Here is a 4,631-nt window from a genome sequence, read left to right on the forward strand (position 1 = left end):
TTTATGGGGGGGGGGGGGTGTAAACACCCCGGACCCCCCCAAACCCCCCCGCCCGGTCGCCCTTGGGGCCCGGGGGCCATTCGTCGTACCTGGCCGTTCGATGCCGGCCGGCACCGTCCAGCCCGTCTGGAGGCCCTCCCTGCCCGACGGGCTCGGGGGCTCGGGGCGGCAGCCCCCGCCGGGGCCCGCGGCAACACCGGGACGCACACCCGGCGAACCGGCGCAGTCCCCCGCCCTTGACGGCCTCACATTCGGCCGGTACCCAGAAAACAGGGCCCGTTCCCCTCGTGCGGCCCCGGAGGTGGCGTATGGCGGCATCTGTCAGGCACGAGACGCGGGCGCTGCTCCGCGCGCACCTGTCGGCCGCTTCCTCCTATCGCCACCTCACCCGCCACTGCCCGATCTGCCACCAGCTGCTGCGGCTGGCGATGGACTCCGCCCCAAGAGGCGCGGAGGTCCCCGAGGACGTCGTCGAGGAGGAAGGCTCCCCGACCGCGTGACCGTCTCCGGCCCCAACACCCGCTCCCTCGTGGGCCGCTGGAACCTGTGCCTCCTTTAGCGCACACAGGTCAACCGCAACAAGCACCCGGACGTGTGACGGGAGTCACCGCATGAGTTTCTGAAACCGCGGTACTTACAACCCTCCTACAACGGGTCAATTTAATATGTGCAATTGCACCGCCCCCGGGAGGGGTTCACAGCCGATCCGACACCCCTCCCCAGACTCCCACAAGCCCGCTCACAGAGCCCTCGCGACCACCGCGTCCGGCGCACAAAAAAGATCGCGCTGGACCCGGCGGAGTCCAGCGCGATCTACGACGCACCCTGTGTCGCTTGCCTGAGAAGTTCTTGTCGGCCTGGGCGTGGGCCCTGTTGGGGCAGGTCCCGCGTCGCTTGGAGCTAGGGCCCGGGTGCCTCGGCGGGTTGGGGGACCAGCCGTATTGCCCGGTTATGCAGTTGTTCAGGCCTCGCTGCGCTGCTGCGGGATGCCCGCGAGCAGGGCGCGGACCTCGGCCTCGCGGTAGCGGCGGTGCCCGCCAAGCGTGCGGATCGAAGTGAGCTTGCCGGCCTTCGCCCACCGCGTGACCGTCTTCGGGTCAACGCGGAACATCGTGGCGACCTCAGCCGGGGTCAGCAGCGGCTCGGCATCAGGGGTGCGAGCGGTCATGAGCGGCCTCCTCGGGAGAACCGAACCTTCTCGGTTCTTTCCTCTAAATTCTGCACCTTGACCCGCGTTGCCCGAAATGGCGGACGCGAGTCGAGTCGGTTATAGGACGAACGGCTTGTCCTCGGCACTACAACTACACCATCTGTCCAGCCGCGTCGGCCAAACCGATGGAATTGCCCTCCCAGGTGTTCATCAGCGACGGAAGCCGATGGACCATGCCATAGCGGACAGTCACGCCACTGTGACGATCAGTCACAGGGCGATCAGGAGTCACAAGACCCCCCAAAGCGTGCAATGCTGAGATTCCGCCCACAATGGAGCGTAGTTGGGCGGACGGAGCCTTCCCCGGACTCCTTGTCCTATTTTGGCATGAGGGGTGGCAAGAGACGCAAGAGCCGTGTAAGTGCGCTCCATCACCCTTGACACAAAAGCCCGGATCGAGGCCAACGTCCCGTCAGATGATCTAAGTGCCGTAAACCGTACGCCGTTCGAAGGCGTTCGAGCCGTGACGTGCGTCACTCAGTTCGCGGATCGAAGATCGCGCACCGCACGCCAGCGCTCCACCAGCCGCCCGTACGCCTCCCCGGCGGCAGCCCCGTCGCCCCGGCGCAGCGCGTCGATGCCCTCGGCCACGTCGGCGGCCGAGTGGTCCCCCTCCAGCTCACCGGCCGGCACCACGTGCACCAGTCCGCCGTAGTCCAGTTCCACCAGCGAACGCGGGTGGAACTCCTCCAGCCACCGCCCCACGTCCACCAGGCCGTCGATCAGCGGCCCTTCCTCGATGGCGTCCTTGAGCGTCCGCAGCCCCCGCGCCACCCGCCGCCGGGCCTGCACCATGGGCGTGCGGTAGCGCAGCAGGGGAGCCTCCTCGGCGGTCCCCTTGACGTACTCCCGCTCCTCGTCCGAGACCAGGACGAACCAGTTCAGCGGCACCTGCCAGGTCGAGGTGCGGATCCAGGGGCGGGCGTCGGGGTTGCGGACCTGCCAGCGCTCGTAGTCCTGGGCGGCCTGCCGGCGCACCACGGGGGGCAGCACCGCGTCCAGGACCGACGGCGGGAACTCGTCCGCCAGCTCGCCCAGGGCCTGCCAGCCGCGCAGCCGGGTGCGCCAGGGGCAGACGCAGACCACCCCGTCGACGTCCAGCACGAAGGCGTCGCCGCTCTCGTGGACCGGCACGGGAACGGGCGGGGTGGGCAGCAGGTCGGACAGGGACCGGCGGAGCTCGTCCTGGTAGGAGGGGTGCTCGGGGCGGCGGGCGTAGCGCGCCCAGTGGCCGCGTTCCGGCTCCGGGAAGGCGGCCAATGGCTCGTACACGCGCAGGTACGTCGCGTAGGGGACGATCACCGAGGACACCTTGGGCACGCCTGCTCCCTCCCCATCGGACCCGCCTCGAAACCCGTACGGAACCCCACCCGGGACACGCGGACGAGGCATCCCGGAGCGGGCGGGAAACCACTGCAGATCGTGCCACGCGCACATGTGCGTGCGCGCCGCGAGAGGGTGATCCTGAACACTGCACGGATGGCGGGCGGGCACAGGCTCTACGCTCATGCCACAGCACCCGCCACCCGCACGGGAGCTGGTCTTTCGACCGCCGCAACTTACCCGGGAGTCACCACCGTGACCGACGTAACCGGCGCACCTGCTGATGTACTGAACACCCTGTTCCACTCGGACCAGGGCGGTCATGAGCAAGTAGTGCTCTGCCAGGACCGCGCGACCGGACTCAAGGCCGTGATCGCCATCCACTCCACCGCCCTGGGCCCCGCGCTCGGCGGTACGCGCTTCTACCCGTACGCGACCGAGGCGGAGGCCGTCGCCGACGCCCTCAACCTCGCGCGCGGGATGTCGTACAAGAACGCCATGGCCGGGCTCGACCACGGCGGCGGCAAGGCCGTGATCATCGGCGATCCGGAGCGCGACAAGACCGAGGAGCTGCTGCTCGCCTACGGGCGGATGGTGGCCTCGCTCGGCGGCCGGTACGTCACCGCCTGCGACGTCGGCACGTACGTCGCCGACATGGACGTCGTGGCCCGCGAGTGCCGCTGGACCACCGGACGCTCGCCCGAGAACGGCGGCGCGGGCGACTCCTCCGTCCTCACCGCCTTCGGCGTGTACCAGGGCATGCGCGCCTCCGCCCAGCACCTGTGGGGCGACCCCTCGCTGCGCGGCCGCCGGGTCGGCGTCGCCGGCGTCGGCAAGGTCGGGCACCACCTGGTCCGGCACCTGCTGGACGAGGGCGCCGAAGTCGTGATCACGGACGTGCGCGAGGACGCCGTACGACGGATCCTCGACCAGCACGGCGAGGGCGTCACGGCGGTCGCCGACACGGACACGCTGATCCGCGTCGAAGGCCTCGACATCTACGCCCCCTGCGCGCTCGGCGGCGCCCTGAACGACGACTCCGTGGCGGTCCTCACGGCCAAGGTGGTGTGCGGCGCGGCCAACAACCAGCTCGCGCACCCGGGCGTGGAGAAGGACCTCGCCGACCGCGGGATCCTCTACGCGCCGGACTACGTGGTGAACGCCGGCGGCGTCATCCAGGTCGCGGACGAGCTGCACGGGTTCGACTTCGACCGGTGCAAGGCCAAGGCGGCGAAGATCTTCGACACCACACTGGCCATCTTCGCACGTGCGAAGGAAGACGGGATCCCGCCGGCCGCCGCGGCCGACCGGATCGCCGAGCAGCGGATGCACGAGGCCACGGCGGCGCGCGGACGCTGAGGTTCCACGAGGTTTGCCGGTACCCGTCGGCGGACAGTTAGAGAGAACTCTCACGTTCGTCGGCGGGTCGGCCGCCAATAAGTGGTTAAAATCGCGGTTGACCAGCGGGGACGGGGCGCCTCGCGGGTTCTGGGCCGAGGCGCGTCCTGCGGGCGACGTACCGTATGGGCGCGGGCTCAGGTACCGTGGAAGCCCTACGGACCGGTCTCTCTTCGGAGAGTCCGTTCCAGATCATGAACGCGTGTCAAGACTCTGGGGCCGTCGAGCCCCGTCACCGAGGGGGTCGAGCCATGGGGCGCGGCCGGGCCAAGGCCAAGCAGACGAAGGTCGCCCGCCAGCTGAAGTACAACAGCGGCGGGACTGACCTGTCGCGTCTGGCCAGCGAGCTGGGCGCTTCGACTTCGAGCCAGCCGCCGAACGGCGAGCCGTTCGAGGACGACGACGAGGAAGACGACCCGTACGCCCAGTACGCGGATCTCTACAACGACGACGATGAGGACGACGAGGACGACCAGTCCGGTCCCACGTCGCATCGTCGCGGCGCTTGACGTAGCGCGATTCGCGGTTTCAGCGACTGCACCTCACCCGGTCCGGGGCCTCAGCGCCGGACCGGGTTTCGTGCTGCCCCGCCGGGGGCCGGACCCGGGAACGCCGGTGCGGGCTCCGCGGGGGGCCGCCCGGCCCCCCGCGCTGACGCGCCGCGCCCCCCCCCCCCCGCCGGGGGGCCGACCAGGTCGAC

The 4,631-nt window shown here is 69.9% G+C and carries 5 protein-coding genes; 3 read left to right on the forward strand and 2 right to left on the reverse strand.

The genetic code is table 11. From position 1 onward, the window contains the following. Positions 1-308: 308 nt before the first annotated feature. Positions 309-500, forward strand: coding sequence for a DUF6274 family protein (locus ACFW2E_RS41900; protein WP_384475932.1), 192 nt, complete (start codon positions 309-311; stop codon positions 498-500). Positions 501-961: 461 nt separating this feature from the next. On the opposite strand, the gene bldC is transcribed toward ACFW2E_RS41900, so the two are convergent. Further along, on the reverse strand, positions 962-1,168 hold the full coding sequence (gene bldC / locus ACFW2E_RS41905; RefSeq protein WP_003949541.1) for a developmental transcriptional regulator BldC: 207 nt from the start codon (positions 1,166-1,168) through the stop codon (positions 962-964). A gap of 519 nt (positions 1,169-1,687) precedes the next feature. Beyond that, the gene (locus ACFW2E_RS41910; RefSeq protein ID WP_384475935.1) at positions 1,688-2,530 is read right to left on the reverse strand and encodes a hypothetical protein; all 843 of its coding nucleotides are present in this window, start codon (positions 2,528-2,530) and stop codon (positions 1,688-1,690) included. A 258-nt stretch (positions 2,531-2,788) separates the two neighbouring features. Between ACFW2E_RS41910 and ACFW2E_RS41915 the strand changes: the two genes are divergently transcribed. Further along, a complete protein-coding gene (locus ACFW2E_RS41915; RefSeq protein ID WP_384475938.1) occupies positions 2,789-3,892 on the forward strand; it encodes a Leu/Phe/Val dehydrogenase in 1,104 nt (367 codons plus the stop codon). Positions 3,893-4,182: 290 nt separating this feature from the next. Beyond that, positions 4,183-4,440 carry a DUF3073 domain-containing protein gene (locus tag ACFW2E_RS41920; RefSeq protein WP_356155732.1) on the forward strand — a complete coding sequence of 86 codons (258 nt, stop codon included), beginning with the start codon at positions 4,183-4,185 and terminating at the stop codon, positions 4,438-4,440. Positions 4,441-4,631 lie beyond the last annotated feature (191 nt).

It is taken from the genome of Streptomyces sp. NPDC058964 (assembly GCF_042741275.1).
GTDB lineage: Bacteria > Actinomycetota > Actinomycetes > Streptomycetales > Streptomycetaceae > Streptomyces.

Bases quoted from the DNA above. Each gene is read 5' to 3' on its own strand.
- ACFW2E_RS41920 (WP_356155732.1), top strand. From the start codon at position 4,183: ATGGGGCGCGGCCGGGCCAAGGCCAAGCAGACGAAGGTCGCCCGCCAG.
- ACFW2E_RS41900 (WP_384475932.1), top strand. From the start codon at position 309: ATGGCGGCATCTGTCAGGCACGAGACGCGGGCGCTGCTCCGCGCGCAC.
- bldC (WP_003949541.1), bottom strand. From the start codon at position 1,168: ATGACCGCTCGCACCCCTGATGCCGAGCCGCTGCTGACCCCGGCTGAG.